Source organism: Deinococcus seoulensis (assembly GCF_014648115.1).
Classification (GTDB): domain Bacteria; phylum Deinococcota; class Deinococci; order Deinococcales; family Deinococcaceae; genus Deinococcus; species Deinococcus seoulensis.
The window spans coordinates 74,729-99,994 of the sequence record NZ_BMQM01000005.1; the positions used below are offsets into that span (position 1 = coordinate 74,729).

A 25,266-nucleotide genomic window follows, 5' to 3' on the forward strand; every position below is an offset into this window, starting at 1 on the left:
AGAGGGACGTTCAACATTCTTTTTTCTCCCTCTCCCCCTGTGGGAGAGGGCCGGGGTGAGGGGGCGTGTGACCCGCTTCACCGCCCCACCCCCAGGAGTACTTCATGACCCGTTCCCTGACTGATCTGCTGCAGACCGCTGATTTCCTCGACCGTCACGTCGGCCCGACCGAGGCCGAACAGACCGCCATGCTGGCGGAGCTGGGCGTGGGGAGCCTGGATGAACTGAGTGACACGACCCTGCCCGAAAGCATCCGTTTCACGGGAGACCTGAACGTGGGCGGCCCGGTCACGGAAGCGCAGGCGCTGGCCGACCTGAAGGCGGTCGCGGCGAAGAACCGGGTGTTCCGCAGTTACATCGGCATGGGGTACAGCGGCACGCACACGCCGGGCGTGATCCTGCGGAACATGCTGGAGAACCCCGGCTGGTACACCGCCTACACCCCGTACCAGGCGGAGATCAGCCAGGGTCGCCTGGAGATGCTGCTGAACTTCCAGCAGGCGATCATGGACCTGACCGCCATGCCCGTCTGCAACGCTTCTCTGCTGGACGAGGCGACCGCCGCCGCCGAGGCCATGACCCTCGCGCAGCGCTCGATTAAGGGGGGCGCGGGCAAGAGCAAGGGCAACACGCTGTACGTGGCGCAGGACGTGCACCCGCAGACCATCGACGTGATCCGCACCCGCGCGGAGTACTTCGGGTTCGAGATCGTCACCGGACCCGCCGACGCCGAACTGCCGGAAGGCACCTTCGCGGCGCTGGTGCAGACGCCCGGCACGTACGGCGACCTGCACGACCTCTCCCCCATCGCCGAGCGCGTGCATGCCAGCGGCGGACTGCTGATCGCCGCGACGGACCTCCTCGCCAGTGCCCTCGTGAAGCCCGTCGGTGAGATGGGCGCGGACATCGTGATCGGCAGCGCGCAGCGCTTCGGCGTTCCGATGGGCTTCGGCGGGCCGCATGCGGCGTTCCTGGCGTGCCGCAGCGACTTCCAGCGCAGCATGCCCGGCCGCGTGATCGGCGTCAGCCGGGACGTCAAGGGCCGCCCCGCGCTGCGCATGGCGATGCAGACGCGCGAGCAGCACATCCGCCGCGAGAAGGCCACCAGCAACATCTGCACCGCGCAGGCTCTGCTGGCGAACATGGCCGCCGCGTACGCCGTCTACCACGGCCCCGAAGGCATCAAGACGATTGCCGAGCGCACGCACCGCCTGACCGGCATCCTGGCCGCCGCGCTGCGTGACGCGGGCCTGACCGTCAGCGGGAGTTTCTTCGACACCGTCACCTTCGAGGGGGACAGCGCCGCCATCCGCCCCCGCGCCGAGGGCAAGGGCATCAACCTTCGCTACGAGGAGAACCGCGTCAGCGTCAGCCTGGACGAGACCGTCACCGTGGCCGATCTGGGCGACCTGATCGAGGTCATCACGGGCAGCGCCGCCGACGTGCTGGCGCTGGACGCTCAGGCTGTGGACGGCATCCCCGCCGGGCTGAAGCGCACCTCGGACTACCTCTCGCACCCGGTGTTCAACACGCATCACAGCGAGCACGGCATGCTGCGCTACCTGAAGAGCCTAGAGAACAAGGATTACAGCCTGACGCACGGCATGATCCCGCTGGGCAGCTGCACCATGAAACTGAACGCCACGACGGAAATGATTCCCGTGACGTGGCCCGAGTTCGGCCAGCTTCACCCCTTCGCGCCCAAGGATCAGACGGAAGGGTACGCGGAGATGCTGGCGGAACTGGAGGCGTGGCTGGCGGACATCACCGGGTACGACGCCGTGAGCCTCCAGCCGAACAGCGGCGCGCAGGGTGAGTACGCGGGCCTGCTGGTCATCCGCAAGTACCACGAGAGTCGCGGCGAGGCGCACCGGAACATCTGCCTGATTCCCGCATCCGCGCACGGCACGAACCCCGCCAGTGCGGCCATGATGGGCATGCAGGTCGTGGTCGTGAAGACCGACGCGGACGGCAACATCGACATGGACGACCTGAAAGCCCAGGCGGAGAAGCACAGCGAGAACCTGGGCGCGCTGATGATCACGTACCCCAGCACGCACGGCGTGTACGAGGAACGCGTGACCGAGGCGTGCGAACTGATCCACCAGCACGGCGGGCAGGTGTACCTGGACGGCGCGAACATGAACGCCCAGGTCGGCCTGACCAAACCCGGCCTGATCGGCAGCGACGTTTCTCACCTGAACCTGCACAAGACCTTCGCCATCCCCCACGGCGGCGGCGGCCCCGGCATGGGCCCCATCGGCGTGAAGGCGCACCTCGCCCCGTTCCTCCCGAACCACGCCGTGCGCCCCACCAGCGACAGCAGCACGGGGGCCGTCAGTGCCGCACCGTACGGCAGCGCCAGCATCCTCCCCATCAGCTACCTGTACATCCGCCTGCTCGGCGCACGCGGCCTGAAAGTCGCCACGCAGGTCGCCCTGCTGAACGCCAACTACATCGCCCACCACCTGAAAGGCGCGTTCCCCGTCCTGTACACGGGCCGGAACGACCGCGTGGCGCACGAGTGCATCATCGACCTGCGCCCCCTGAAAGCCGCCAGTGGCATAACCGAGGAGGACGTCGCCAAGCGCCTCATGGACTACGGCTTCCACGCGCCCACCATGAGCTTCCCCGTGCCCGGCACCCTCATGATCGAACCGACCGAGAGTGAACCAAAAGCGGAACTCGACCGGTTCATCCAGGCGATGCTCGGCATCCGCCGCGAGATTCAGGACGTGCAGGACGACCTGATCACCGCCGCCGACAGCCCGCTGAAGCACGCGCCCCACACCCAGGCCGACCTGATCGACATGGACTGGAACCGCGCGTACAGCCGCGAAACCGCCGCCTACCCCACCGCCACGCAGAAGCAGTGGAAGTACTGGCCCAGCGTCAACCGCGTGGACAACGTGTACGGCGACAGAAACTTCGTGTGCAGCTGCCCACCCGTCGAGGACTACATCGAGGCGTGAGCCCTGAGCGTCCGTAAATCAGAGAGCCTCCCCAATAGGGAGGCTTTCTTCTGTGCCCCATTCAGTCCTGACTACTGGGGGGACGCCAGCCCCGAGCCGTCGTGCGCGAAGCGCGCGGGCCTTCCAATGGGGTCGGCAGGATGGCGTCGAGGCCGGATACGTCACCGCCCGTTACAGGTGCGGCGCGGCAGTAGAAACTCTTGCCGAGCGCAGCGACCACTCCCCCTGCCCCTCTGGGGTAGGGGGCTGGGGGGTGGGGCAGCATGCAACTCAGCCGGAATAGGCGCCTACTGATCTCAAGTGACGTTTACGCCAGCCCGAGGCGTTCGCGCAGGCTGGGCAGGCGGGTGGTGTCGTCCACGAGCCGCTGGTCGTGCGTGTAGTCGTCCGTCTCCTCGACTACCCAGTCGCGGTTCAGGTGCCGGGCGAGGCCGCGCACGAGTTCCGGGAAGGTGAGGGCGTCGTGGGCGTTGCTGTCCAGGTGGACGGTGCCGGTGGTGCCGTCCTGCGCGAGGGTAGCGAGGGCGTGGGCGGTGTCGGTCATGAACGAGGTGGCGGGGGTCCAGTGGCGGCTGGCGCGTATAACGCCGTTCTGGTCGTGTTGCGCCTGGAGTTGCTGGGTCATGTTGTTGCCGGTGGCGGTGGGGTGGATCTGCCAGCCGATGCGGGCGATGACGGCGTGGGGGTTAGCGGTGCGGATGGCGTGTTCGGTGCGGGCTTTGTGGTGGCCGTAGTCGCTGTCGGGCTGGGCAGGCTGGGTGGGGTGGTGGGGGCCACCGGCCTGGGCGCTGTAGACCATGGCGGTGCTGGTGTGGACGAAGGGGATGCCGGTGGCGTGGGCGTGCGCGGCGAGGGCGTGCGCCCAGGCTTCACTGCCGAGCGCGAGGTGCAGGATGCCCTGGGGGTTCAGGGCTTGCAGGTAGGCGTGCGCGGCGGCGCTGTCGTCGGCGGGGGTGGTGTGGCGGTCCCAGCCGGTGACGGTGTGCTCCTGTGCTTGCAGGGCGTGGGCGACGTGAGGGGCGAGGGTGCCGGTCAGGCCGGTGACGAGCCAGGGTCGGGTCATGGGGTGCAGTGTACGGACAGGACCGGGGGAACAGGGCGGGGGGCCGCGCCCCGGTGTGGAGTGCGGCCCCCCGCCCATCTGTGCTGTCTGGTCTGCGTCTTCAGCGTTTGCTGCTGTGGTCGCCTTCCTGGAATTCTTCGATCATTTTGGCGTTGAAGGCGGGGATGTCGTCGGGGTTGCGGCTGGTGACGATGCCTCTGTCCACGACGACCTGTTCGTCGACCCAGTCGGCTCCGGTCAGGCACAGTTCGTGTTTCAGGCTGGGCCAGCTGGTCATTTTCAGGCCTTTGCTGATGCCGGTTTCGCTGAGGCTCCAGGGGCCGTGGCAGATGGCGGCGATGGGTGCGCCGTGGTCGTAGAACGCGCGGACGAACTTCATGGCGTAGGGGTCCAGGCGGAGTTTGTCGGGGTTGACGGTGCCGCCGGGCAGGAGGAGGCCGTCGTAGTCGCTGGGGTTGGCCTGCGTGACGGTGTGGTCCACGTCGTACTTGTCCTGGGGTTCCATGTCGCCTTTCATGCTCTGGATCTGCCCGGCTTTGAGGCTGATGAGGTGCGTGGTGGCCCCGGCGGCTTCCAGGGCTTCGCGGGGTTTCACGAGTTCGACCTGTTCGACGCCGTCGGCGGCGAGGATGGCGATGGTTTTGCCTTTCAGGGGTTGGTCGGTCATGTGTTCAGCGTGGCGTGTGGGGGGGTGGGGGGCGTGATGGGGGGCTGAAGGGGGGTTCATTAGGGGTTGAGCGGGGCTTGAGTCGGGGCGTGAAAAGTCCCTCTCCGTGGGGAGAGGGAGGGACTCGCAGAGCTGCGCAGCAGAGGCGCGAAGCGCCGGAAGGGTGAGGGGTGTTCGGGTGGGGGCGGCTTACTTGTCGGTGCCGGGGGTGTTCACTTCGACGGCAGTCAGGGTTTCGGTGACGCGGAAGGTGTGGGGGGTGCCGGCGGGCACGAAGTAGGAGTCGCCGCTCTGGAGGGGGATGGCCTGTCCGTCGATGATCAGGTCGACTTTGCCGTTGATGACGTACCCGAGGGTTTCGTAGTCGTGGGTGTGTTCGGGTTTGTCGGGATTGGGTTGTTCGTTGTGCCACAGGCGCATGCTGCTGTGCTGGCCGCGTGCGAGATGGTGTTCGCCGTCCTGGCCGTGTGTGGTGTTGCTCTGGCTGACTTTGTAGCTGGTGTTGGTGTCGGTGGGCATGGGTTCAGCGTGGCGTGTGGGGGGGTGGGGGGCGTGAGGGGGGCCTTCAGGGGTGGTCATGGGGTCTGAAGGGAGTGCTGGGCGTGCGTTCACGTGGGTGGGTGCGTGCTGCACGGGCCGCGCCGTGGCTCTCATGTTTTTGTTCGTGTCAGACGCACATTTCGGGGTGTAGCGGTGTGGGTGGGGGGTGGGGTACACTGCGGGTCTACCGGGCCGCCTGCGCTGTTGTGCGGGCGGCCTGTGCGGGGGGGGGTGAGGGTGCATGGGAACGAAAGAAGAGGTTCGTTCACGCTTGAACATTGCGGAGGTGGTGGGTGAGTACGTGCGCCTTTCCCCTGCCGGGAAGGGTCGCCTGAAGGGGCTGTGTCCGTTTCATAAGGAGAAGTCGCCTTCGTTTCAGGTGGATACGGATCAGGGGTACTTCTACTGTTTCGGCTGCAAGGCGGGCGGGGACGTGTTCAGTTTCGTGCAGCGCACGGAGAACCTGAGTTTCGGGGATTCGCTGCGCAAACTCGCGGAGCGGGCCGGGGTGCAGGTCGAGGCGAAGTACGGGGAGCGCAGTAACCGCGACCTGTACGACGTGAACGCGTTCGCGCTGGCGTACTTCCGGGAGCACCTGACGGGCGTGGCGGGTGAGGGGGCGCTGGCGTACCTGCGGCGGCGTGGCCTGACGGACGCGACCATCGAGTCGTTCGAGATCGGCTTCGCGCCCGAGGGCTGGGACGGCCTGCTGAAGCACGCGCGCGTGAAGGGCCTGACGGAACGGCAACTGCTGGAGGCCGGGCTGCTGATCGAGAACCCGGAGTCCGGGCGGGTGTACGACCGCTTCCGTGGGCGCGTGATGTTCCCCATCCGCGATCATCTGGGGCGACTGGTGGGCTTTGGTGGGCGGGTGCTGGACGACAGCAAACCGAAGTACCTGAACACCCCGGAAACGGATGCGTTCCGGAAGGGTGAGCTGCTGTACGGGCTGGACAAGGCCCGCGCCGGGCTGGGCAGCGGCGCGGAACTGACGGTCGTGGAAGGGTACATGGACGTGATCACCATGCACCAGCACGGCTTCACGGGTGCCGTGGCGAGCCTGGGCACCGCCCTGACCGCCGAGCACGCCACGCTGCTGGAACGGCTGGGCGCGCAGAGCCTCGTGCTGCTGTTCGACCGTGACGAGGCGGGCCTGAAAGCCACGCTGTCCGGGCTGGATCAGGTGCTGGGCGCCAAGTTCCGCGTGCGGGCCACCAGTGTGCCCAGCGGCAAGGACCCCGCCGACACCCTCCTGTTCGGAGGGGACGAGCAGCTGCGTGAGGCCATCGGCGGCGGCCTGGACGAGGTGCACTACCGCGTGCAGGCCGCCATCGAGAAGCACGGCGTGGGCACCAGCGAGGGCAAACGCCGCATCCTGATGGAACTCCTGCCGCGCATGCAGAACCTCGACCCGCTCGACGACATCGCCGAGGGCGTGCGCACCGCCGCGTGCGAGACGCTGGGCATCAAACCCGAAGCGCTGCTGGAATGGATTGCCAGCAAGGCCAAACGCCGCGTCCTGACCGACACGCACCTTGCGGGCATGAGCAACCACCGGGGCGAGGAGGACCGCGAGATGGCCCTGCTGCGGCAACTGCTGGTCGACCCCAGCCTCCGCGCCAAGCTGGACGGCACCACCCCCTGGCGTAACGAGATGGTCCGCAAGGTCATGCTGGCCCTCCAGGGCGCCCAGAATCCCGACGACGTGCTGGACATCTTCCGCGGGCAACCCGAGGAGCAACTCCTGATCCGCCTGATGTTCGAAGGCCGCGACGCCGGCAGCATCAGCCGCGAGAACAGCCACCAGTACGAACAGAAAGTCGGCGCGTACGCCGCCACCGCCGTCGACGACATTCAGGTCAGCATGAGCATCGACGCGCTGCGCGCCGAGGTCACCACCCTCAAAACCCAACTCCCGACCGCCCCACCCGCCCAGCAACTCGACATGCTCCGCCAGATCCAGGACCTGCAACGCGCCATCGAAGCCGAAAAACGCAGCCGCCGCAGCGCGTAAAGCGGGGGGAGCAGGGTGGAAGGGCGACCCCTCAGTCAGCTTCGCTGACAGCTCCCCTCAAGGGGAGCCAGGAGGCTGGCTGACGTAACCGTCGTCACCACCAAGCCCGTCGTGCGCGAAGCGCGCGGGGCGCACGCGGCGAAGTCGAAGGATGGCGTGTGAGGCGTGGCCGTCCCCGCCCAATCCCCACCACGAACGCCCGCGAAATACCTGCCCAGTGCCAACGCAAGCTCCCCCGTCCCCCCTGGGGATGGGGGCTGGGGGGTGGGGCAGCCCGCCGCAGGCGCCCACCCAGGAACCGGCCCTCCCCTACTGTCGGGCCTCTTGAAGCATCTCGGACATGCGGGACAGGCAGCGGCTGTACTTCTTGGCGTACGCGCCGTGCCGGTACGTGTCGCTGAACAGGGCGGTGAGGCTGGTGCCGGTGAAGGTGGCGTTCAGGCCGAGGTCGTAGAGTTTGTCGATGAAGTGAACGAAGCGCAGGGCGACGTTCTGGTCGGGGGTGGGGGTCAGGTCGGTGATGGCGACGGCCTGCACGTCTTGCAGGAGGCGGCTGAAGCGGCTGGGGTGGACGTTCAGCAGGTGGCGGCTGAGGTCGCGGTAGCTGAGGCGGGCGAGCGTGGCGGGGTTCTGCCGGGCTTCCCAGGTGCTGTACTCGTCGGGGGTCATGGTGTCTTCGGGGCGTACGCCGCGCTGGCGGTAGTCGGGGCCGTCGATGCGGTAGGTGTCGAAGCGGTCGGCGATGCCCTGGATCTGGCGTTGGAAGTCGCTGGCGTTGAAGCGTCCCTGGCCGAGGGCGCCGGGTTCGGTGTTGCTGGTGGCGATGACGCTGGTGCCGCCGGGCATGAGTTGCCCGAGGAAGGTGTTGGCCATGTGGGTGTTGCCGGGGTCGTCGAGTTCGAATTCGTCGATGAGGAGGAGGTCGTGGGTGCGGAAGGCGTCGGTGGCGCGGGTCATGCCGAGTGCGCCGATGATGTACATGAGGTCCTGGAAGCTCATGAGGGCGCGGGTGCCGTCGGTGGCGTGGTAGGCGCTGGCAAGCAGGTGGGTTTTGCCGACGCCGAAGCCGCCGTCGAGGTACAGGCCGCGTCCTTCGGGTTTGGCGCGGCGGAACAGGCGGAAGCCGCCGGGGCGGACCTGCGCGCCTTTCAGGAATGCCTGGATGGCGGTGCGGGCCTGCGCCTGGCTGGGGTAGTCGGGGTTGGGGGCGTACGTGTCGAGGCGCACGTGCTGGTAGCGGTGGCTGGGGGTGAGGTCGTGGGTGAGTTGTTCGGGTTGCAGGGTGGGGTTGCGGGTGGTGAGGTCGATCACGGGCGGGGCGTCACTTGTGGGGGGGTCATTTGTGGGGGGGTCATTTGTGAACGTCGAGTTCGACTTTGTAGTTGCCGCGCCGGGTTTCGTTCACGACGCGTTTGAAGTCGATGCGGCCGAGGCCGTCGGCGCTGAGGCTGTCGCCTTCGCGGATTTCGCTGCTGGCACGGGCGGGGGCGCCGTTCAGGCGGACTTTGCCGCCGTCGATGCCCTGCTGGAAGTACGCGCGGCTGACGCCGAAGCCTTTGGCGCCGACCACGTCGACGCGCATGCTGGGCACGACGACTTCGCGGACCTTGCTGCTCTTGCCGGCGCTCTCGCCGATGGGGGCGACGGTGACGTGGCGGCCGCTGAGTTCGGTGAGGTCGGCGATGGTCTGGGCGGCCTTGCCGGTCGCGGCGATCAGGAAGCCGCTGCGGTCCTCGCGCAGGTCGCCGAGCTGGTCCTCGTCGAGGCCGAGGCGGCGCAGGTGCACGCTGAAGTCCTGCACGTCCCAGTGGGGGGCGGCGTCTTCGGGGGTGACGTGGTAGACCTGCACGCCGCTGTCCACTTCGGGGATGTGGGCGGGGTGCAGGGTCAGGATGACGCGGCGGGCGTCGGGGAAGCCGCCGGCGATGCGGTGGTTGAGGTCGTCGCCGGTCAGGAGGCGGCGGTCGATGTCGTCACTGTCGAGGAAGGGGGTGCGGATGACCCGGCCTCCGCGTGCCTGGGCGACCAGGGTGGAGAGCTTCTGCTTCATGGGTTGCAGAATAGTGCGCCGGGCGGTGTGCGCGCCGTGAGGGGGGTTGCAGGCCCGGCCCCGGCCGCTCGTCGGGGCGGGGCTTACACTGCGGCATGAACATCACCGATCCGCTGGGCGTGCCGGGCGCGCCGCTGGAGACACTGGACGCCGTGCTGGAGTACGTGGGCCGCCCGGAGGTGCGCGGCACGCTGGGCGGGTCGCGGCTGGTGCTGGTCACGGACCGGACGGGCGAGCGGGTGGGCGCGGGGTACGGGGCGCTGCTGCTGGCAGGGTCGCTGGTGGGCGCGGGCGGGTCGGGGCGGGTGGTGCCGGTGGCGTGGTCGTTCGGTCCGGCGTTCGGCGCGGCGGGCGGGGCGGCGCTGTCTGGCCTGCTGGGTTGGGCGGTGGGGGCGGGCGTGCTGCTGCGCGAGGCGGTGGTGGGCGCCGGAGAGGCGCGGGCGCTGGGTGATCCGGACGGGGCGCTGGTCGCGCGGGTGGTGGCGGCCAGCAGTCCGGTCGAGCCGGGCCTGTACCTGGGGGCGGGCTGGGAGGCGCGGCTGGTGGCGCGCTCGGCAGAACGCGCGGCAGAACAGACGGCAGGCTAGGGGGGGCTGGAGCACAGAGGCGATCCGTGTGGGTGCGGGCGGGCGGGCCTTGCATGAAGCCCGTAAGAGTTGCCGTGGCAGGATTCTTGACGTGAGTGCTGCCCGCCGCCTTCCCGTTCACGTCTTTCATGCGTTCATGCCCCTGGCCCGGAACGCGAGGTAACCCCGAAGTGACTCCACTTGCTGCTTTTTCTGCCGTTCACGCGACCCTGAGTGATCTGCTGCGCGTGCATGCGCCGCAGGCGACGCTGCTGGCTTCCCTGGGTGACGAGGTGCTGCGCGTGCGGGCCGACGCGGCGGCCGTGTCGGTCGGGCCGGACCTCGTGCCGCCCGACGAGTGGTTCGACCGGGGCGAGATGACGTGGCTCACGCGGGACGGAGCGCTGCTGGGCCTGCTGTGGGCCGAGTCGGGCGTGATTCCCGAGGCGGCGGTGCAGGTGCTGACCATGCTGCTGGCCGCCGCGCGCGTGGACGGCACGAACCGCGAGACGGAGGTGCTGGTCACGCAACTGCCGGTGGCGACGGCGTGGCTGACGTCGGAACTGGCGTTCCGGAAGGTCAGCCGGCCGTTCCTGGAGTTGTTCGGTCTGTCCGAGGCGCAGGTGGTGGGTCACGGGGTGCAGGAGGTCTTCGCGGGCCGCCCGGCGTTCCTGGAGGTGCTGTCGCAGGCGGGCGCGGGCCGGTCGGTGCGCCTGCCGGACGAGCAGGTGCGCCGCGCGGGCGGGCTGGTGTGGGTGCGCGGCGAGGCCCGCCCGTACTACGGGGGGTCCGTGGCGGGCGTCATGCTGACCCTGCAGGACGTGACGGGCGAGTACGAGCGGGCCGCGCGGGTGTCGGCGCTGCTGGATACCGACACGCCGTCGGCGCTGCTGTCAGAGTCGGGGGCGGTGTTGCAGGCCAGTCACGGGCTGCTGGAACTGCTTCCGGCGGCGTCGCCGGTCGTGACGGGCGCGCCGCTGTGGGCGTGGCCGTGCTTCGCGCACGTGCCGTCCGACACGGTGCGGGATCTGGTGCGGCTGGCCGCGACGGGCGGCGCGGCCCGCGCGGACGTGGAATTGCAGGGGGGCGGCACCCTGACCCTCAGCGTGCGCCGCACGACCGAGGAGGGCCTGCTGGTCGCCGAGGGCGCGGCGGGCAGCCGGGACGGGCGGGCGCCGCTGGGCGTGATGACGCAGGTGCTGGCCCTCTCCGAGGACGCCACGATCCTGGTCGATCACCTGGGCCGCGCGCAACTGGTCAGTGAGCGGGCGTCGGCGCTGCTGGGCGTGGAGGCCGCGCGGCTGGTGGGGCTGGGCGTGTCGCGGGTGCTGGGTGAACTGGGCGTGCGGATGTTCACGCCCGAGGGCGACCCGCTGGTCGTGCCGGAATGGAAGGACGTGACCCTGCCCTTCCGCCGGGAGGTGCTGCTGGCGCTGCCGGACGGCACGGTGCGGCAGATGGAACTGCGCGCCACGGGCGTGGGCGGCGAGGCGGGCGGGGCGCGCGGCAGCGTGCTGCTGACCCTGAGGGACCTGACGGCGCTGCGCCGCGCGCAGGCGAAGATCCGGCACGACGCGCGGCACGATTCCCTGACGGGTCTGCTGAACCGCACGGGCCTGCGCGAGGCGCTGAACGCCGTTCCGGAGGCCGGGACGGTCGTGTGCCTGGACATCGACGGGTTCGGGGCGCTGAACGCCGCGCTGGGCCGTACCGGCTGCGACCGCCTGCTGATTCAGGTGGCGGCCCGCCTGAACGACATGGCGAACGAGCAGCGCGGACTGGCAGCCAGACTGGCCGACGATTCCTTCGCGGTGACGCTGCCCGGCGTGGACGCGGCGGGCGCGGCCGGGCGGGTGCGGGCCACGTTGCAGCAGGTGCCGCTGCGGGTGGGTCAGCGGGACGTGGCGGTCAGCGTGGCGCTGGGTGTCGCGGCCCTGAAGGCGGGCGCGCCGGGCGACGCGGCCCTCGGGGACGCCGAGGTGGCCATGCAGCACGCCAAACGCCAGGGCCGCGATCAGGTCAGCGTGTTCAACCCGGACCTGCGCGAGCAGGTGGCCCGCGCCTTCGAACTGGAAGAGGCGCTGCGCGGCGCGGTCGAGGGCGAGCAGTTCACGCTGCTGTACCAGCCGGCCATCTCGCTGCGCGAGGGCCGGGCGGTGAGTGCCGAGGCGCTGCTGCGCTGGAACCACCCGACGCTGGGCATGCTGAGCCCCAACCGCTTTCTGGACCTGGCGAGCCGCAGCGACCTGATCACCAGCATCAGCGAGTGGGTGGTGCAGGAGGCCGTGCTGGGCCGCTCGGCGGTACGCGCGGCCCTGCCGGAACGCTTCGCGGACTGGACGGTCAGCGTGAACCTGGGCCTGGAGGAACTGCGCCGCAGCAGTGGCCTGCGCCGCCTGCTGCCGCTGCTGTCCGCCGAGGGCGCACCGGACATCGAGGTGGCCGCCGGGAGCCTGCTCGATCACAGTCAGGAGACGCTGGGCCTGCTGGAGCAACTGCGGTCCCTGGGCGCGCGCCTGAGCGTGGACGACTTCGGGGACGGCGCGAGCAGCCTCGCCTCGCTGACGCGCTTCCCGCTGAGTGCCGTGAAACTGCACCCCACCCTGACGGCCCGCCTGCCCGGCGACGACAAGTCCCTGACGCTGGTGCAGGCCACCATCGACCTGGCGCACCGCCTGGGCCTGAACGTGGTGGCGGTGGGTGTGGAGACCCCCGATCAGCTGGACGTGCTGCGCGGCCTGGGCTGCGACGCCGCGCAGGGGTACGCGATCACGCCGCCGCTGGGTAGCGCGGAACTGCTGGACTGGCTACGCCACCACTGATCCGGACTCGGGTTGGATGGCCTTTGCAGTCCATTCAACCCGAGTCTGGATCATGAATGGTCGCTGAAGGTCTGGGCGTGTGCGCGACTGCTTTCTGGCGGGTCGGCAGTCCCTTAACGTGAAGGGGTCTGCCTGCCCGTCCATCCAGTCGCCTTCCCGGATGTCCTCCCCAGGTGTCCGCTCCTCACTCCACTGACCGAGGTACCGCCATGACCAAGCCCCGCACCAAGACCGACACGGCCACTGACCTCACCACTGGCCCCACCCGCCGCGACGCCCTGCGCCTGCTCGGCACGGCCGGGGCACTGGCCGCCGCCGCGCCCCTGGCGTCTGCGCAGACGGCCGCACCTGCCCCGGCGGCCCCCACCGCCATGAACGGCAACGGCTTCTACCGCCAGAAGATCGGGGACATGACCGTCACCGTCATCAGCGACGGCACCACCCCGCTGGCCGCACTGCTGCCCACCTGGGGCGCGAACCCGGACCGTCAGGCCGAATTCATGGCGACCCTGGCCGAGTACAGCGTGGCGGCCACCGACACCGTCAACCACTTCAACCCGGTGCTGGTCGAACTGGACGGCAAACGCATCCTGATCGACACCGGTCGGGGCGGCGCCAACGGGCAACTCGTGGCCAACATGCGCCGCGCGGGGATCGAACCGGACACCGTCAGCGTGGTGTTCATCACGCACGGGCACGGCGACCACATCGGCGGCCTGACCACCGCCGGGAAACCCACCTTCGCGAACGCGCAGCACGTCATGGGCGAGGCCGAATTCAACTTCTGGGCCACGCAGGCCAACCCGAACGACGCCGTGAAGAACAACCTGATCGCCCTGAAAGACCAGTTCAAGCTGATTCAGCCCGGCCAGGAGATCGTGCCGGGCCTGACGACCGTCGCCACGCCCGGCCACACCTTGAACCACCTGAGCGTCCTGGCGCAGAGTGCCGGGCAGGGCATCATGATCCTGGGGGACGCCGGCGGGCACTTCCTGATCTCGCTGAAGCACAGGGGCGCGTACGTGGGGTTCGACACGAACGGCGATCAGGCCGCGCAGACCCGTCAGGAGATCTTCGACCGGATCGTGAACGGCAAACTGTGGGTCACGGGGTACCACTTCCCGTTCCACGCCATCGGGCACCTGCGCCGCCTGGGCGAGGGTTCCTACGAGTTCGAACCCACCGTCTGGAACTGGAGCTGAACCAGGGAAGAAAGTGGGAAGAAGGCAGTGGGATGCATCCTGATCGGACGCCCGCGCTGCTGACCGCCACCCACTGAGAACAGAGCAGGCCCGCACAGAACCAGATCCGTGCGGGCCTTTTCCGTTGTGTCCGGCAGTGGGGGGCGGTTGGAGCCGTCCCCCACTGCCTTTCGTACTCTCTCCCCTGTTACACGCCCTGCACGTCGAAGGTCAGGCCGAGTTCGTTCAGGGTGTCGTCGTTGGGGTCGCGGCCCGTGACGACGGCGTACGCGGCGCGGTCGGGCGTCAGCCAGGTGTCCATGACGCGGCGCAGGTCGTCGAGGGTGACGGCCAGCAGGCGGGCCTTGAAGGCGTCCTGCACCTCGGGCGTGTAGCCGGCCTGATCGCTGTAGAAGCGCATGCGTCCGGCCGTGTCGGGGCTGGTGAGAGGATCGAGGACCTTGCTGGCGCCCAGGATCGCCTCGGTCAGTTCGCGCTGCCCCAGGGGCGTGTCGAGGAAGGCGCGGGCGTCGCGGAACACGCGGTAGGTGCGGGCGATGTTCGGGTCGCGGTAGCTGCTCATGGCGAACACGCCCTCGCGGGTGTCGAAGCTGGCGGCGCCGCCGTACGCGCCGCCCTTCTCGCGGATTTCCTTGAGGAGGTAGTTGCTGCGCAGCAGGCGCGACAGGACCAGCAGGGCCGGGCTGTCCGGGTGGGTGTACGGCACGGTCTGGAACGCCACGGCGTTGAACGCGACGGGCGAGTCGGTCGTGCGGGCCTGCGGGCGGCGGGGGGCGGGAGTGGGGGCGGGGCGGCCGACGGGGGCGCTGCCCGTGAACAGGTCCGTCACGCCGCTCAGGTCCAGGTTCAGGTCCGGTTCGGTGGCGGTCAGGGCCAGGACGGGCGTGCCGGTCAGGATCAGGTCGCGGATGCGGCCGAAGCGGGCGATCAGGTCGTCGAGACCGCTGATGCCGCCGCTGTGACCCTCCACGGCCCGGCCTTCCACGATGCCCTTGAGGGTGTTCAGGGCGCTCAGGCCGCCGAAGCGTTCGCCCAGGACCCCGGCGGGACTGACCTGCGCCCCGGCGAGCCGTTCGGCGTAGGCGTTGCCGCTCTGCACGACGCTGGCCTTCAGGCCCGCGAGTCGCTGGCGCAGCAGTTGTTCCAGGCGGTCGCGGGTGAATTCCGGCGCGGCCAGCAGATCGCGGATCACCTCGGTCAGGGCGGGGGCGTTGCGGGCCAGGGCCTTGCCGCTGAAGCTGAGGCTCAGGCGCAGGGCGTTCAGGTCGTCGGGGCGCACGCCGGCGCTGACGCTGGCGCTCACGCCGCCCGTGACGGCCTCCATGCGGCGCGCCATGGCTGCGTAGTCCTGCCCGGCCGCGCCGCCGCGCGTGACGGCGAAGGCGTACAGCGGCAGGGCGTCCAGCAGGTCGTCCGGCACGTCGGGCAGGCGCACCTGCACGTCCAGGTAGGTCAGGCCGCCGGTCGGCTGGGGAATGCGGGCGATCAGCGCGGCCCCCGCCTGCCCGGTGTGGTACGGCACGCGCGGCACGCTGGGCGGCACGTCCGAGAGGCTCAGGGTGGGCAGGGTGTCCAGCGGGTGTTCCTGCGCCTGCAACTCCTTGAGGCGCAGGCTCTCGGTCACGATGCGCGCGCGGTCCTCGTCGGTGAAGCCCGCGCTCAGGCGATCGATCAGGGCCTGCTCGTCGGCCTCGGTGCGCGCGGCGAGTTCCGGGTCCGGCGCGAGTTCCAGCGTCACGCGGTGCGGGTTGTTCAGCAGCTCCCGCTCGATCATGGGTTCAAAGACGCGCCCGGCGTTCAGGTCGGCGCGCAGGCGGTCCAGTTCGGCTTCCAGGCGCAGGCCGGTCAGCGGGTCGCCGCCGTACAGCCACGGCCCCAGCATCCGGAACATCACCTGAAGCGCGAACGGGTACCCGGCGTTGCTGACTTCCTTCTGCCCGATCTCGAACTGGTGCAGGCTGCTCTCGATCAGCTCCGGATCGATGCCTCCCTCCGCGACAGCGCGCAGGGTGTCCAGGACCAGCGTCTCGACGGCCTGTACCTGCCCGGCCCCCAGGCCCTTGAGGCCCACCGCGAACGCCCCCTCACGGAACGAGTCGCGGTAACCGCTGAGGTCCGCGAGGCCCGCGCCCAGCCCGGACTCGATCAGCGGGCGGGTCAGGGGCGCGGCCGGGTTGCCCAGCAGCACGTCGCTCAGGACGCTCCAGCGCAGGTTGGCGTCGGCGTCGCTGCTCAGGCCCAGTTTCCACAGGACGCTGACCTGCGAGCCGCGTTCCGTGTCGGTGCCGGGGTACTCGGCCCGCTCGCTGCGCGGCGCGGTGAACGGCGTCTGGTCGGGAATGCTGACATCCAGCACCTGCGCCGTGAACTGCCCCATGACGTGCGCCTCGATGGCGTCCAGGATGCGCTCCAGCGGGAGTTTCCCGTAGGTGTAGAAGAAGGCGTTGCTAGGGTGGTAGTGCGCCGCGTGGAAGGCCCGCAGGTTCTCGTAGGTCAGTTCCGGGATGTTCTCGGGCGCGCCGCCGGAGTTGTTCGCGTACGTCAGGTCCGGGTACAGCGCCTTCCCGAACGCCCGCCACATGACGGACCCGGGGTTCGCCATGCCGCCCTTCATCTCGTTGTACACCACGCCCTGCAACTTCAGCGGGGTCGTGGGATCGTCGGGCGTCTGGAATTCGAAACGGTGCCCGTCCTGCCGGAAGGACTCGTAGCGCATCAGCGGGAAGAACGTGGCGTCCAGGTACACCGACAGCAGGTTGAAGAAGTCCTGCTCGTTGCGGGTGCTGAACGGGTACGTGGTCCAGTCGTTGCTGGTCATGGCGTTCATGAAGGTGTTCAGGCTGCGCGGCAGCATCGCGAAGAACGGGTCCGGCACCGGGTAACGCTGGCTGCCCATCAGGACGATGTGCTCCAGGATGTGCGCCACGCCCGTGCTGTCCTTCGGGACGGTCGGGAAGGTCACGGAGAACGCGGCGTTGTCGTCGTCGCGGATCACGTGCGCGTGCCGGGCGCCCAGTTCGTGCGACAGCAGCACCAGCGTGCCCTGCATTTCCGGGAGGGTCTCGACCCGCTCGACGGTGTAACGGCCCAGGCGCTCGCCCACGCGGGGCGCGGCGGGCAGCGCGTGGGCGAGCGCAGTAGTTGGCAGTGAAGTCATGCCCCCGAGTCTAATCCCGCGCCCCCGCCCGGAACGCTGGGATGCGCGACGATTCCCGCTGCCCGGCCCCCGCCGGGGCGGATGTCATGCGAATCTCTGCGAATCTCACCGCCCCGGCGGGCGGCGGCGGGTACACTGCGGGGCATATGGCATTTCACCGCGTGGCCGCCCGGGTGGTCCTGGCAGGTCTGTTGACCGTTCCGCTCGCGTCGTGTGGGCAGGAGATCACGGGTTCGTCCGCCAGCAGCGCGACCGACATCCTGTACTTCGCCGACAGTCCGTCCGGCATGCCGCCCCTGTACGTGAACGAGACGTACTCCGCGCCCGTCACCGTGGCGGGCGGCGCGGGACCGTACGCAGCGCGCGTGACGGGCGGCACGCTCCCGCCGGGCCTGAAACTGAGCGGCCTGACCCTGAGCGGCACGCCCACCCGGACCGGCACCTTCGCGTTCACGGTGGAGGTCACGGACGCCAACCTGAGCACAAAGAGCAAGGAGTTCCGCGTGACCGTGCAGGACCTGCCGGCCCTGAGCCTGACGCCCACGCTGCCCGGCGGCGAGATTCGCGGCAACACCCGCATTCCCGTGACGATCACCGCTCCCCGCACGGTGCGCGCCGCGCGGCTGGTGTGGGACCTCCCGGCGGGCGTGAGCGTCAGCGCCGCGCAGCCCGGCGAGTCCGGCGGCGTGCTGTTCTGGCGGCAGGACGGGCAGCGGGTGACGGTGGACGTGGGCTTCAAGAACGTGCCCCGCAGCGGCGCGCGCGTGGCCCTGCTGACCCTGAAGGTCACGAAACCCGTGACCCTGACAGCGGCCAACCTGGGTTTCGAGGCGCGCGACGGGCAGGGCAAACTGCTGAGCGAGAAACTGACACCCGACGCACAGAAAGCCCGTGACGAGGCCGCCGCGAAGGCCAGCGCGCAGAAGGCAGCGACTGAGAAGGCGGCCGCCGAGAAGGCCGCAGGCGAGAAAGCCGCCGAGAAGGCCCCCGCTGCGCCAGCGGGTACGGCCGGGCAGGACGGCGCGCCGGTTGCCCCGGCCACCACGGTTCCGGCAGACGTTGCTCCGGCCGGGACGCCCGCGCCGCCCGCGACCGAACCGCCGACCACGGAGCCGCCGACCACCCAGCCGCCCACGACCGAGCCTCCGGTCACGCCGCCCGCTTCCGGGGGGCAGCCGTGAAGGCCCGCGCGCTGCTGGGCCTGCTGCTGGTCCCGGCCCTGCTGCTGCCGCCGGGCGCGCAGGCCACGACCGCGCCCACGCTGACGCTGGCGCAGCAGGCGAAGAAGGCCGAGGTGATCGTGCGCGCCACGCTGGGCCAGCCGGCCGACGTGCAGGAGGGCGGCGTGACGTACGCGGCGTACCCGCTGACCGTCACGGAAACCCTGGCGGGCGACCCGGCCGGACTGCCGCAGCGGGAGGGCGTGCCCACGCTGTACTTCCTGAAGGGCGTGGCGGACCTGCCGGACCTGCGTGCCGGTCAGGACGTGATCGCGCTGCTGTACACCGCCCGGCTGGACAGCCCGCTGGTGGGCTTCAACCAGGGGTGGTACCCGGTCGTGAACGGAGTCATCGTGAACGGCGTTCCCGTGTCCGGCGAGGCGGCGCCCGCCGTGACCCCGCCCGCCCCGGCGTCCGGCAGCCCTGCCGTGACGCCCGAGGCGGCGATCACGGACCCGGCGAAGCTGCGCGCCGCGATCCTGGCCGCGCGGGAGGCCCGTCCGTGAGGGGCGCCCGACTGGTCACGCTGCTGCTGGCGGCCGCCCTGACCGGCCACGCCGGGGCGGCCAGCGTGAAGCTCCGCCCGCAGGGCGAGGCGCTGACGCAGGCCGTGCGGGCGGCACTGGCGGCGATCAGCACGCCGGAACTACCGGTCACGCTGGACACCAGCGGCGGCCCGCTGCTCACGCTGGGCGGCAGCGGGACCAGCGCCGCGCCGTTCAACCCGGACGTGGCGGCTCGGGTGTTCGTCAGCGGCACGGAGCGCCGCATCGAGTTCAACCCGCGCGGTCCGCTGCCGCTGGCGGAAGCCGTGCAGACCGAACTGGCCCGCGAACTGGGCCTGAGTGCCTGGACGCCCGCCGCCGCCCGCACCGGCCTGAGCGGCGCGGACCTGAACGGCGACGGCCGCATCGACCTGACCGACCTGGCGATCCTGATGAACAACTACGGCAAGAGCACCACGACCGGCGACCTGAACCAGGACCGCCGGGTGGACGACGCGGACCTGCGCCTGTTCAGCCAGCAGTACAACCAGCGCTGACCGGGAAAACGCTGAACAGGGCGCACTGACTGGCCGGAGGGGCGGCGCGCTACAGACCACGCGCTGCCCGCCCTGCTACGCTGCCCGGCATGACCGATTCCAGTTACTCTCCCTACGATCCGGACACCATCGACCTGCAGGACTTCCTGAAGATGCGCGGGCTGGTCGAGACGGGCGGCGAGGCCAAGTTCCGCGTGCAGGGCGGCGAGGTCCGCCTGAACGGGCAGATCGAGACCCGCCGCCGCCGCAAACTGCGCCGGGGCGACATTGTCGAGTACGCCGGGCAGCGCGTCACGGTGGACTGGTAAGCGTGGGTCTGTACGAGGAGGCGGTGCTGGACTTCCGGAACCGCAAGGACCAGCATTTCGCGGCCGGGAACGGCCCGGTGGACCCGAAGTCGTTCCATGGCCTGCGGTACTTCGCGCCGGACGAGTCGTGGGCGTTCACGGTGCTGCTCGACCGCCTGCCGCAGGACGTGGCGGCGGAGTTCCCGCTGGAGACGAACACCGGCGAGACGCGCGTCATGGCCCGCTACGGGCAGGTGACGGTGCCCCTGCCGGGCGGCGAGCGGACCCTGAGCGTGTTCGCGCCGCTGGGCGACGAGCAACCGGCCCGCGTGTTCATTCCGTTCCGGGACGCCACGAGCGGCGCGGCCGAGGGCGGCACGTACGGCGCCGGCCGCTACCTGGACGCCGCGCTGGACCGGCAACTGGGCGGCGAGGGCGCGCTGGTGCGGGTGGATTTCAACCTCGCGTACCACCCGTACTGCGCGTACGGGGACGGCTGGACCTGCCCGCTGCCCCCGCGTGAGAACTGGCTGCCGGACGCGGTCACGGCGGGCGAACGACTGCCCTGACCGGGGAACCGGCGCTCAGCGGGCGATGACGGCGGCGTACAGCTCCGTCACGCCCGCCTCTTTCAGGGTGTCCTGGCAGGCGAGCAGGGTGTTGCCGGTGGTGAACACGTCGTCGATCAGCAGGACCGGGCCGCCCGGCAGTGCGTCCGGGCGGGCGCGGAACGCGCCGTGCATGTCCTCGCGCTGCGCGGCGTGACGGCGGGCCTGCTGAGCAGTGTGGCGGGTGCGTTGCAGGCCCGGCACGCACGGCACGCCCAGCCCCGCGGCCACGGCGCGGCCCAGCAGTTCCGCCTGATTGAAACCCCGTTGCCGCTGCCGGGCCGGGTGCAGCGGCACGGGCACGACCGCCCCCACGTTCCAGTGGGCGGGCACACCTTGCGCGAGGGCCTCGCCCAGCACGGCAGCGAGGTCGCGGGCCTCCCCGAATTTCAGGGTGCGCACCACGCGGCGGTTCACGCCCCGGTACGCGCCCAGCGTCACGAGGTGCGGGACCGGCTGGACACGCAGGGGACTGTGGGCCTCGACGCGGGCGTGCAGGTGGGCGCGGCAGGCGGCGCACAGTCCGGCGGCGCGGCCCAGTTGCCCGCCGCAGCCGGGGCAGGCGCGGGGTAGCAGGGCGCGCAGCGCGTCCCCGAACAGCTGCGCGGCGTTCAGGAACCCACCGCCTGAAGTTCGTCGATGAACAGCGGCGGCTCGTTGTCCTGAATGCGTTGCCACGCGGCGTTCAGGCCGGTCGGGTCGAGCATGGGCGCCGCCAGCGAGAAACTGGCGATGTGGTGGGCACACACGCGCCGCACGCCGCTCTCACCCAGGCGGGCGCGTTCGGCGGGGGTCAGCAGAGCGGCGAACGCGGCCGGGTCGCCCAGCGCGGGGTGGCTGCCCTCGCGGATCGCGGCGCGCAGGAACGCGGCAACCTCGGCCGGGTTCAGCCAGAAGCCGAACATCAGTTCGTCGGACAGGTCGTCCAGGCGGCGCATCTGCGCGCTGCCCATGCCCCGGCGGATCAGGGACCGCGCGAGATCCTGGCGTTCCAGGCGCAGCGCGGCGTACTGCGCCACGGTCAACTGCTCGCGGGGCGGCGCGACCCGGCCGCCCACGGCGCGGCGCAGGCGGTAGGCCAGGACGTACTCCTGGTACTCGCGCAGCAGTTCGCTGACGGGCGTGGTCACCCCTTCAGTGTACGTGGCCGGGCGGGTCAGTTCGTGCGTTTTCACGCACGTTTGATCGGCGCGCGGCAGTCTGGACCGGTCAGGGCGACCGGCAGGGCCGCGCGGGATCACACGGAACACAGACAGGCGGGACAAAGGACACATCCGCAGCGCTTAAGCTGTGCGTCACAACACCCTCAGCTTGCTTCCGGCTGTTTCCGTAGCCTCCGTTTCCGGCGTTCACCTGCCTCTGCCTGCCTTCCTGCTCCATTCCCCCGATCCACCCAGAGGAGAAGACCACTTCCATGCATCCGCTCAGACAGCATCATGAATTCGAGTACCGTTCCCGCAGCGGCGAGGACCTGCTGGGCCGCGTGGACATCTGGACCGACGTGGCCGCCACCCGCGCCGTGCTGGTCCTGCGTGACCTGCCGGTCGGCGAGGCCGCGTGCGCCCTGAACGCCCTGAACGACACGGTCCTGCCGTACCTGCTGCGCCCGGACACGCGGCTGCTGATCCTGGCGCTGCACCCACTCGAGGCGGGCGTGAAGGCCCGCGCGCTGGTGCTGCCGCAGAGCGCCTAAGTACGTTGAAGCTACCATTGCGAGATTCCGGGAAAGCGCCGGAATCTCTCCATTCCCGCTTCAACGTACTTCTTCTGCTACGCGCTCCGCGCGGTTTATCTAAAAGATAAACGCAGTGTACTTAGCGCCTGAGCGCAGGACGGACGGGCCGCCCCGCACCTGTTCAATTCAGGTGCGGGGCGGCCCTTGATACCTGCTTACGTCATACGGACTCCGTCCGTTTCGCTGACAGCCCGGAAGAACACCGGGCTGCCAACTCCACTCCCAGAGTCCGTTCTACTCCTACTCGCATCCGCTCGGATTGAACGGTTCTGGCGAACCATTCAATCGGAGTCCATCTCACTCCAGCACGAAGCGCACGCCTTCCTCGAAGGTCACGCGCGCCACGTCGGCGCGGGGCAGCACGGCGTTGCGTTTCCAGGGCATCCATTCGGTCTGCCCGGCGGCGCTGCGCAGGAAGCCGCGCACGCCGACTTCCACGTAGCGGGCGGGGCCGCCCAGCAGGGCGCTCAGGCCGGCGCGCAGGGCTTCGGGGTCGCGCAGGGGGCCGGTCAGGCGGGCCGAGGGCACCTCGTCGGGCGCGTCACCGCCGGACTGGTCGGCGTGCAGCGCGGCCGGGTGGGGGCGGTACAGGTCCACGGTGAACCCGTCCAGGGTCAGCAGCGCCGCGCGGGCCTGCGCGGCCGGAAGCGGCTGCGTGAACGCCACATGGATGTCCAGTTCGAAGCCGCGCACGCCCTTGTCGGTGCGGGTGCTGGTGGGCGCAGTGCTGGTAGGCGGGGTGGTGGGATTGGCAGGGTCGGTCATGCGCTGGCGCTGGCTTCCAGTTGCTTGCGGTGGTTGTTCAGGTGGATGGCGACCATGCGCATCCAGTCCATGGCGTCCAGTTCCCCGAAGAACGGGTGCCACAGCGTGCGGCCCGGCGTGGGGCGCAGGTCCGTCACGGCGCGTTCCAGGGAGGCGCGGCTCTGCGCCCAGCGGGTGTCCAGGTCCTCCCAGGCGAGACCCGCCTCGCTGGGGCGGGTGTGGGGCGGGGCGACGCGGCGGCCGTCCGGGGTGGTCTCGCCGGGCGGGCGGGGCGAGGGGCGCAGTTCGCGGTCAGAGAGCAGCAGCGCCACGCCGCGCGAGATGGAGTCGTTGATCAGGATGACGTGCTCGGCGTCCTGCGCGGGGCTCCACTCGCGGCCCGGTTGCACGCGGGTCCAGTCGGCGTGGCGGGTGCGCAGCTGGGCCTCGAAGCGGTCGAGTTCCTTGGTGAGGCGGGCGCGCACGTCGTCGGGCGTGGCGCCCATCACGGCCAGCACGGCCGGGTCCGTCAGGGGTTGTGTCATGCCGTCAGTGTAGCGTCCGGTGCGCGCGGGCACCCTGCTTTCCCGGCCGTACGTGGGGGCTGCTCAGCGGCCCAGACCTTCCGTGAAGTCGGTCGTGGCGGCCCAGTCCGGGTGGTCAATCAGGGGGTTGCGGTTGCCCTGCGCGGCGTGAATGGCGGCGTTGCGGTGGCGTTCCCAGTCGCCGGGCGGGTGCGCGGCGTGCCATGCCAGCAGCGTCTGAATGTGCCGGGGCGCGTACTGGCGGACCACGCCGGGGTAACGCAGCAGGAAGTACAGCGTGGCGCGGGCGGCGGCGCCCCGGCCGTGGGCGGGTTCGAACTCGCCGGGTTCGCGGCGGCCGCAGTCGCTACGGATCGCCTCGCCGTAGTCGGGGAAGTCGAAGTACGGCGTGTTCCCCCGGAAGGAGTTGCAGTCGGGTTCGCAGGCGAACAGGTGGTGCAGGTCGCCGCGCATGGGCTGCCGCTTCGCGAACCAGCTCTGCGGCACGACATGCTCGCAGTTGTACGGCAGGGCGTCCTCCAGCGCGTCGGCGTTCAGGCCCTCGGCGGCGGCGAGACGGTCACGGCGGGCCTGGGCGGCGCGGTCCGCCTCGATCAGTTCGGCGGGCGTGTGCTCGCGGGCCGAGTACAGGCTGCGCAGCTGCCCGTCGGGCCACACGTCCACCCAGGGGTACAGCTGCTCGGCGGGCGCGTACGCCAGCGTGCGGGCGTGCGTGCCGGTCACGAGTTCAGAGAGGGCCAGGAACCGCTGCTGCGGCGTGGCGTCGGCGTTCAGTTCGGCGTTCAGCGGGGCGTAGTAGGCGCGGGCGGCGTCCGCGTCGGCCGGGTCGAGGTACGGGCGGTCCCGGCCCGGCGCGGGCCGCCCCTCCGGCGCTTTCAGCCGTAGCGTGAGCGTGACGGGCAGGGTCACGCGGCCGTCCGGATCGGCGTTCAGGGCGTTCAGGTCCAGTTCACCCAGGTCCAGGGTGGCGCGGTCCTGGGCGGAGCGAGTCGTCGCCATCGTCCTCTCGGGAGCGGGGCGGGGCGGGCGGGGCGCGGCGAGCAGTTCCGCGATCAGGGGGTGCGAGGCGTCCGGGCGGGCGCGCAGGTCCTCCAGGATGCGGCTGATGCGGACGCCCTCGTTTGCGATCCAGTCGATGTCGCTGTCACTGTCGCCGGGCGCGGTGGGCCGCCCGTCGCGGCGCAGCACGCGGCCCTGCGCGTCGGTGCGGGGCACGCCGCTGTGGTGCAGCGCCACGACCTCCCAGGCGTCGTTGAAGACGGGGCTGCCGCTGCTGCCGGGGGCGGTGTCGGTCTCGTAGTGCAGGAAGTCCGGCAGGCGGTCCACGAGGCGGTTCTCGCGCAGCGCCACCTGTTTCGGTTCGCCGCTGGGGTGCTGGATGATGCTCAGGGCCTCGCCCAGCACGTTGCGGTCGGCCCCGCCGAAGCAGGGAATCCACCCGAACGGCGCCGTGTCGCCCCCCACGGCCACGACCGTGTAGTCCAGCGCCTCGCTGGTCAGGAACAGCGTATCCGGGTCCAGGGGCAGGGTCACGCGGTCGCGCAGGGTGCCGTCCGGGCGCAGTTCGTAGTCGAATTCGGCGGCGGCCGTGCGGGCGTCGTCGGGTCCGGTCAGGACGTGGTTGTTCGTGATGAGCAGGCGGGGGCTGCACAGCCAGCCGGTGCCGTACCCGGTGGTGCGGCCCCGCCGGTCGCGCAGAACCACGCGGGCCACGGCGCGGGCGGCGGCGCGCGCGAGGTCCAGGTACGCCACGCCCACCAGGTCGTTCGCGCCGAGCAGGCGTTCCACGTTCTGCCGGGTGTCCTGCGGCAGGCGCGCAGTGAGGTCCGCCAGCGGTTCGTGCCCCTCGACCAGCGCGCGGGCGTCCGGCATGGGCACGCCCAGCCGCGAGAGGCGGGCCTCGACCCGCGCGGCGGAATCGGTCTCGATCAGGCCGCGCACGTTCAGGCGCTCCAGTTGCTCGGTCCGCTGCGCCCGGCGGTTCAGGAACCGGGCCTGGGTGTCGTGCACCAACTCCGCTGGAATGTCCATG

The 25,266-nt window shown here is 70.5% G+C and carries 22 protein-coding genes; 11 read left to right on the forward strand and 11 right to left on the reverse strand.

The genetic code is table 11. The features are described from left to right. Positions 1-104: 104 nt before the first annotated feature. On the forward strand, positions 105-2,972 hold the full coding sequence (gene gcvP, locus IEY70_RS05690; RefSeq protein WP_189064040.1) for an aminomethyl-transferring glycine dehydrogenase: 2,868 nt from the start codon (positions 105-107) through the stop codon (positions 2,970-2,972). A 307-nt stretch (positions 2,973-3,279) separates the two neighbouring features. On the opposite strand, the gene IEY70_RS05695 is transcribed toward gcvP, so the two are convergent. From IEY70_RS05695 to IEY70_RS05705, 3 genes are all read right to left on the reverse strand, one after another. Then, positions 3,280-4,035, reverse strand: a complete 756-nt coding sequence (locus tag IEY70_RS05695; RefSeq protein ID WP_189064041.1) for a sugar nucleotide-binding protein — start codon at positions 4,033-4,035, stop codon at positions 3,280-3,282. A gap of 100 nt (positions 4,036-4,135) precedes the next feature. After that, positions 4,136-4,702, reverse strand: a complete 567-nt coding sequence (locus IEY70_RS05700) for a type 1 glutamine amidotransferase domain-containing protein (protein WP_189064042.1) — start codon at positions 4,700-4,702, stop codon at positions 4,136-4,138. Between the two features lie 189 nt (positions 4,703-4,891). Next, entirely contained in the window at positions 4,892-5,221 is a 330-nt protein-coding gene (locus IEY70_RS05705; RefSeq protein WP_189064043.1) for a cupin domain-containing protein, read from the reverse strand. A gap of 262 nt (positions 5,222-5,483) precedes the next feature. Here IEY70_RS05705 and dnaG point away from each other — a divergent pair, with 262 nt between their 5' ends. Next, positions 5,484-7,256 carry a DNA primase gene (gene dnaG / locus IEY70_RS05710; RefSeq protein ID WP_189064044.1) on the forward strand — a complete coding sequence of 591 codons (1,773 nt, stop codon included), beginning with the start codon at positions 5,484-5,486 and terminating at the stop codon, positions 7,254-7,256. Between the two features lie 309 nt (positions 7,257-7,565). Here dnaG and zapE read toward each other — a convergent pair whose 3' ends face one another. Together zapE and IEY70_RS05720 are read right to left on the reverse strand one after the other, a co-directional pair. Beyond that, entirely contained in the window at positions 7,566-8,567 is a 1,002-nt protein-coding gene (gene zapE / locus IEY70_RS05715; RefSeq protein ID WP_189064045.1) for a cell division protein ZapE, read from the reverse strand. A gap of 40 nt (positions 8,568-8,607) precedes the next feature. Next, entirely contained in the window at positions 8,608-9,306 is a 699-nt protein-coding gene (locus tag IEY70_RS05720) for a S4 domain-containing protein (protein WP_189064046.1), read from the reverse strand. A gap of 95 nt (positions 9,307-9,401) precedes the next feature. Between IEY70_RS05720 and IEY70_RS05725 the strand changes: the two genes are divergently transcribed. The 3 genes from IEY70_RS05725 to IEY70_RS05735 all read left to right on the forward strand — a co-directional run bounded on the left by IEY70_RS05725 (position 9,402) and on the right by IEY70_RS05735 (position 13,896). Then, entirely contained in the window at positions 9,402-9,893 is a 492-nt protein-coding gene (locus IEY70_RS05725) for a DUF3197 domain-containing protein (RefSeq protein WP_189064047.1), read from the forward strand. A 170-nt stretch (positions 9,894-10,063) separates the two neighbouring features. Next, positions 10,064-12,694: a sensor domain-containing protein gene (locus IEY70_RS05730; RefSeq protein ID WP_229777671.1), complete on the forward strand. Its 2,631-nt coding sequence runs from the start codon at positions 10,064-10,066 to the stop codon at positions 12,692-12,694. Positions 12,695-12,903: 209 nt separating this feature from the next. Next, a complete protein-coding gene (locus tag IEY70_RS05735) occupies positions 12,904-13,896 on the forward strand; it encodes an MBL fold metallo-hydrolase (RefSeq protein ID WP_189064049.1) in 993 nt (330 codons plus the stop codon). Between the two features lie 187 nt (positions 13,897-14,083). Here the strand turns inward: IEY70_RS05735 and IEY70_RS05740 are convergent, their stop codons facing one another. Continuing rightward, positions 14,084-17,053 carry an insulinase family protein gene (locus IEY70_RS05740; protein ID WP_189064050.1) on the reverse strand — a complete coding sequence of 990 codons (2,970 nt, stop codon included), beginning with the start codon at positions 17,051-17,053 and terminating at the stop codon, positions 14,084-14,086. Positions 17,054-17,199: 146 nt separating this feature from the next. On the opposite strand from IEY70_RS05740, the gene IEY70_RS05745 reads away from it, so the two are divergent. The 5 genes from IEY70_RS05745 (at position 17,200) to IEY70_RS05765 (ending at position 20,171) form a co-directional block, all read left to right on the forward strand. Further along, positions 17,200-18,234, forward strand: a complete 1,035-nt coding sequence (locus tag IEY70_RS05745) for an Ig domain-containing protein (protein WP_189064051.1) — start codon at positions 17,200-17,202, stop codon at positions 18,232-18,234. Further along, positions 18,231-18,779 (forward strand): hypothetical protein, encoded by a 549-nt coding sequence (locus IEY70_RS05750; RefSeq protein ID WP_229777672.1) that lies wholly within the window; start codon positions 18,231-18,233, stop codon positions 18,777-18,779. The genes IEY70_RS05745 and IEY70_RS05750 overlap by 4 nt, the downstream gene beginning before the upstream one ends. Then, on the forward strand, positions 18,776-19,315 hold the full coding sequence (locus IEY70_RS05755; RefSeq protein ID WP_229777673.1) for a hypothetical protein: 540 nt from the start codon (positions 18,776-18,778) through the stop codon (positions 19,313-19,315). Before IEY70_RS05750 ends, IEY70_RS05755 begins: the two co-directional genes overlap by 4 nt. A gap of 89 nt (positions 19,316-19,404) precedes the next feature. Beyond that, complete coding sequence (locus tag IEY70_RS05760) at positions 19,405-19,623, forward strand: RNA-binding S4 domain-containing protein (protein WP_189064052.1); 219 nt, start codon at positions 19,405-19,407, stop codon at positions 19,621-19,623. A gap of 2 nt (positions 19,624-19,625) precedes the next feature. Continuing rightward, the gene (locus tag IEY70_RS05765; protein ID WP_373290754.1) at positions 19,626-20,171 is read left to right on the forward strand and encodes a DUF1684 domain-containing protein; all 546 of its coding nucleotides are present in this window, start codon (positions 19,626-19,628) and stop codon (positions 20,169-20,171) included. A gap of 15 nt (positions 20,172-20,186) precedes the next feature. Here the strand turns inward: IEY70_RS05765 and IEY70_RS05770 are convergent, their stop codons facing one another. Both IEY70_RS05770 and IEY70_RS05775 read right to left on the reverse strand, forming a co-directional pair. After that, complete coding sequence (locus IEY70_RS05770; RefSeq protein ID WP_308425512.1) at positions 20,187-20,888, reverse strand: ComF family protein; 702 nt, start codon at positions 20,886-20,888, stop codon at positions 20,187-20,189. Then, positions 20,822-21,340, reverse strand: a complete 519-nt coding sequence (locus tag IEY70_RS05775; protein ID WP_229777674.1) for a hypothetical protein — start codon at positions 21,338-21,340, stop codon at positions 20,822-20,824. Before IEY70_RS05775 ends, IEY70_RS05770 begins: the two co-directional genes overlap by 67 nt. Positions 21,341-21,624: 284 nt before the next feature. Here IEY70_RS05775 and IEY70_RS05780 point away from each other — a divergent pair, with 284 nt between their 5' ends. Continuing rightward, positions 21,625-21,903, forward strand: coding sequence for a hypothetical protein (locus IEY70_RS05780; RefSeq protein WP_189064053.1), 279 nt, complete (start codon positions 21,625-21,627; stop codon positions 21,901-21,903). Between the two features lie 339 nt (positions 21,904-22,242). On the opposite strand, the gene IEY70_RS05785 is transcribed toward IEY70_RS05780, so the two are convergent. The 3 genes from IEY70_RS05785 to IEY70_RS05795 all read right to left on the reverse strand — a co-directional run bounded on the left by IEY70_RS05785 (position 22,243) and on the right by IEY70_RS05795 (position 25,265). Further along, positions 22,243-22,710, reverse strand: a complete 468-nt coding sequence (locus tag IEY70_RS05785) for a hypothetical protein (RefSeq protein WP_189064054.1) — start codon at positions 22,708-22,710, stop codon at positions 22,243-22,245. Beyond that, positions 22,707-23,234: a DinB family protein gene (locus tag IEY70_RS05790; protein ID WP_189064055.1), complete on the reverse strand. Its 528-nt coding sequence runs from the start codon at positions 23,232-23,234 to the stop codon at positions 22,707-22,709. The genes IEY70_RS05785 and IEY70_RS05790 overlap by 4 nt, the downstream gene beginning before the upstream one ends. Positions 23,235-23,297: 63 nt before the next feature. Beyond that, positions 23,298-25,265, reverse strand: a complete 1,968-nt coding sequence (locus IEY70_RS05795; protein WP_189064056.1) for an endonuclease — start codon at positions 25,263-25,265, stop codon at positions 23,298-23,300. Between the last annotated feature and the right edge of the window lies 1 nt (position 25,266).

Excerpts from the sequence above, each read along its gene's own strand:
- IEY70_RS05735 (WP_189064049.1), top strand. The coding sequence starts at position 12,904 with ATGACCAAGCCCCGCACCAAGACCGACACGGCCACTGACCTCACCACT.
- IEY70_RS05705 (WP_189064043.1), bottom strand. The coding sequence starts at position 5,221 with ATGCCCACCGACACCAACACCAGCTACAAAGTCAGCCAGAGCAACACC.
- IEY70_RS05790 (WP_189064055.1), bottom strand. The coding sequence starts at position 23,234 with ATGACACAACCCCTGACGGACCCGGCCGTGCTGGCCGTGATGGGCGCC.
- IEY70_RS05720 (WP_189064046.1), bottom strand. The coding sequence starts at position 9,306 with ATGAAGCAGAAGCTCTCCACCCTGGTCGCCCAGGCACGCGGAGGCCGG.
- IEY70_RS05725 (WP_189064047.1), top strand. The coding sequence starts at position 9,402 with ATGAACATCACCGATCCGCTGGGCGTGCCGGGCGCGCCGCTGGAGACA.
- IEY70_RS05745 (WP_189064051.1), top strand. The coding sequence starts at position 17,200 with ATGGCATTTCACCGCGTGGCCGCCCGGGTGGTCCTGGCAGGTCTGTTG.
- IEY70_RS05740 (WP_189064050.1), bottom strand. The coding sequence starts at position 17,053 with ATGACTTCACTGCCAACTACTGCGCTCGCCCACGCGCTGCCCGCCGCG.
- IEY70_RS05785 (WP_189064054.1), bottom strand. The coding sequence starts at position 22,710 with ATGACCGACCCTGCCAATCCCACCACCCCGCCTACCAGCACTGCGCCC.
- IEY70_RS05795 (WP_189064056.1), bottom strand. The coding sequence starts at position 25,265 with ATGGACATTCCAGCGGAGTTGGTGCACGACACCCAGGCCCGGTTCCTG.
- IEY70_RS05695 (WP_189064041.1), bottom strand. The coding sequence starts at position 4,035 with ATGACCCGACCCTGGCTCGTCACCGGCCTGACCGGCACCCTCGCCCCT.
- dnaG (WP_189064044.1), top strand. The coding sequence starts at position 5,484 with ATGGGAACGAAAGAAGAGGTTCGTTCACGCTTGAACATTGCGGAGGTG.
- IEY70_RS05780 (WP_189064053.1), top strand. The coding sequence starts at position 21,625 with ATGCATCCGCTCAGACAGCATCATGAATTCGAGTACCGTTCCCGCAGC.
- gcvP (WP_189064040.1), top strand. The coding sequence starts at position 105 with ATGACCCGTTCCCTGACTGATCTGCTGCAGACCGCTGATTTCCTCGAC.
- IEY70_RS05760 (WP_189064052.1), top strand. The coding sequence starts at position 19,405 with ATGACCGATTCCAGTTACTCTCCCTACGATCCGGACACCATCGACCTG.
- IEY70_RS05700 (WP_189064042.1), bottom strand. The coding sequence starts at position 4,702 with ATGACCGACCAACCCCTGAAAGGCAAAACCATCGCCATCCTCGCCGCC.